The 3009-nt window shown below is 67.7% G+C and carries 5 protein-coding genes; all 5 read right to left on the minus strand.

Translation table 11 applies throughout. From position 1 onward, the window contains the following. Positions 1–813 (minus strand): DEAD/DEAH box helicase (locus AC5RV2_RS16415; RefSeq protein ID WP_494093219.1); only part of this gene is annotated, 813 nt, incomplete at its 3' end. 66 nt (positions 814–879) lie between these two features. After that, the gene (gene tatC / locus AC5RV2_RS16420) at positions 880–1740 is read right to left on the minus strand and encodes a twin-arginine translocase subunit TatC (protein ID WP_494093220.1); all 861 of its coding nucleotides are present in this window, start codon (positions 1738–1740) and stop codon (positions 880–882) included. 5 nt (positions 1741–1745) lie between these two features. After that, entirely contained in the window at positions 1746–2030 is a 285-nt protein-coding gene (tatA, locus tag AC5RV2_RS16425; RefSeq protein ID WP_494093221.1) for a Sec-independent protein translocase subunit TatA, read from the minus strand. Between the two features lie 42 nt (positions 2031–2072). Next, a complete protein-coding gene (locus AC5RV2_RS16430; RefSeq protein WP_494093222.1) occupies positions 2073–2408 on the minus strand; it encodes a hypothetical protein in 336 nt (111 codons plus the stop codon). Between the two features lie 10 nt (positions 2409–2418). Further along, positions 2419–3009, minus strand: a 591-nt coding sequence (locus AC5RV2_RS16435; protein ID WP_494093223.1) for a WYL domain-containing protein, incomplete at its 5' end; no start/stop codon positions are given.

The raw sequence follows: 3009 nt of genomic DNA on the forward strand, positions 1-3009 counted from the left end.
CCGGCCGCCGGAACGGCCCCAGTTGGCGCTGCGGTTGAGCCGGTGCTCGGCCGACGCCAGTTTCAACAGCTCCGGGTTCACCTCGTAGGCGCGGCCGCTGCCGGCTTCCTGCGCGGTTTCGTCGAAGGCGACGTCGCCGGCGAAAAGATCGAATAAGTCCGAGCCGACCATGACGTGCTGCCACAGCGGGACGGGGCGGTGCTCGGACACCACCACGTCGGTGTCGCCGCGGACGGTGTCCAGCCAGGCACCGAATTCCTCCGCGTTGGAGACGGTCGCAGACAGTGAGACCAACTGCACGTCGTCGGGCAGGTGGATGATGACCTCTTCCCACACGGCGCCGCGGAACCGGTCGGCCAGGTAGTGGACTTCGTCCATCACCACATAGGCCAGGTCCAGCAGGGTGTCGGAATTGGCGTACAGCATGTTCCGCAATACCTCGGTGGTCATCACCACCACGTCCGCGTGCGGATTAACCGAGGTGTCCCCGGTGAGCAGCCCCACCCGCTCGGCGCCGTAGGTGGCCACGAGCTCGTTGTACTTCTGGTTGCTCAGGGCCTTGATCGGCGTCGTATAGAACGCCTTGAGTCCCCGCTGCAGGGCCATGTAGACGGCGAACTCGCCGACGACGGTCTTGCCGGCGCCGGTGGGAGCCGCGACCAGGACGCCGCGGCCGCGCTCCAGGGCCTCGCACGCCTCGCGCTGGAACGGGTCGAGTTCGAATCCGAGCGTCTGGCTGAACGAGTACAGCCGGGTCTTCGAGAAGGCCACCCGTTCGGCGGCCGCAAGGTAGCGTTCGGAGGGGGAACTCATAGCAAAAGCCTATCCGCTTAAATCCGCCGGCCCGATGGGTGCCGCCGACCCCTGACCGGCCGCAGCCTATTTGGCTCCGTCCTGCTCCGGGTCGTCGGCCTTCAGCTGATTGAGCGGCGTGGCCTGGTCGACGCCGGCGGCGACTTCCGCTTCGCGGACCTTGCGCCGCTTGTCCCGCCGCTTGTCGTTGAGCAGGCTGATGCCGGTTGCCACGAAGAACAACGCCAGCAAGGGGGCCGCCAGCAGGAACATGGACATGGCGTCCGGGCCGGGGGCGGCCATCGCCGCCACCAGGCAGACCACGAACACCACGATCCGCCAGCTCTTGATCACGCGGCGGCCGGACAGCAGACCGGCGAAATTCAGCCCCACCAACACCACGGGGAGCAGGAACGCGATGCCGAGGGAAAGGAACATCCGCATCACGAACGTCAGGTAGTCGGTGGCCAGGATCTGGTTCACGCCGCCTTCCGGCGTGAACATGGTCAGGACCTTGACGATCTCCGGGAGCACGATCCAGCCGAAGTAGATCCCGAGCAGGAACAGCGGCACGGCGGCGACCATGAAGCCGAGCGTGTAGCGGCGTTCCTTGGTCTTCAGGCCGGGCGTGATGAAGGCCCACACCTGGTAGATCCACACCGGGGAGCTGACCAGCAGCCCCAGGAAGATGGAGACCTGGATTTTCAGGTCGAACGGAGATCCGACACTGCCGTAGTTGATTTCCGCGCGCCGGCCCTCTTCCGCCGAGATTTCCATCAGCGGCGCCTGGACGGCGACCATCACGGGGTCGTACAGGAACCAGCCGGCGACCGCGCCGAGCAGGACGGCAATGCCGGAAATGATGAGCCGGTTGCGGAGTTCTTTCAGATGGGCCTTGAGCGGCATCCGCCCCTCAGGGTTGGCCTTCCGGCCTTTCTTACCGGCCACGGCCCTTACTGCTGGTGCGGCGATGGGGATCCGCCGTTCGCATTCGGCTGCTGTCCGCGGTTGTCAGTGTTGTTCCGCGGCGGGTTGACCACGCGGCCCTCGACGGGTTCCGAGTCCGGGTCGGCGGCGGACGCGTCGTCGTCCTTCATCTGCTTCACCTCGGACTTGAAGATCCGCATGGACTGGCCCAGGCTGCGGGCAAGGCCCGGCAGCTTCGGTGCGCCGAAGAGCAGCAGCACAATGATGACCAGAATAATGATGGTCCAGGGGTTATCGAAGAGTCGTCCCATGCGTGGTTCCTTTCGTCTAGTCCATCCTATGCCATCGGCGGGTCAGGACAGCCGCAGGTCGCGCAGGGACTGCCGCTGCCCGCGGGCCGTACGCCGGGCGAACCGGCGCCGCCTCCGCTCCTCGCGCCGCCGCTCCTTGCCCTGGACGTATTCCTCCTTGAGTACCGCGGAGTCGGCGAAGAGTGCCAGCCGGGGGCGGTGCGGGTCGGCGGGCTGCTGGTCCGTTGGGAGTCCGCCGGCCAGCCGGTCGGCCGCCGCCTCGAATTCACGCAAAGTTCGCACGAACTGGCGGAAAATCCGCCAGCCGAGCAGGGCGATGAACACCAGGGCCAGCGCGCAGAGGGCAACCCAGAGCAGGATCCAGAACCAAAGGGGCATGCTGTCCACTCTAGCTTCCGGCCGAAGCCGGGGCCTCGCGGTAGGCCTCCAGCGCCTGCCGCAGCCATTCCCGGGTCTGGCCCGCCGCCTCCGCCGGTTCCAGCACGGCAACTTCGCCGCCGTGGCGTGCCGCCAGGCCGGGCAGCACCGCCGTGCTGGAGAGCCGGATTTCGGCCGCGAGCGAACCGTCCGCCAGGACCGCGCGGCGCCGGGCGTTGTATTGGTCGGCCAGTTCGGCCAGGCGCTCGGAGATCCGCAGCACCACCACCTGATCCGTCTCCTGCGGGGTGAACAGGCTGTCGGGGAATTCGCTGCTCCGTTCGGCCGGCGGCTCAAAGTGCTCGGCGGTGGCGGCCAGGGAGCGCATGCGGTCCACCCGGAACTGCCGAACGGCCTGCTGGCGGTGGCACCAGGCCTCGGTGTACCAGTGGCCGTCCACGGCGAAGACCCGGAGCGGGTCGATCCGGCGGTTCGTCATCTCATCCCGCGACGGCACGAGGTAGTCGATGTCCACGCTCCGCCGGGCGGCCGCGGCTTCCTGCAGCGCGAGCACCTCGGGCGTGCTGTCCTCGGCCGCCAGATCCGCGGCGATGGCCGTGTG

It is taken from the genome of Arthrobacter sp. Y3225116 (genome assembly GCF_059091245.1).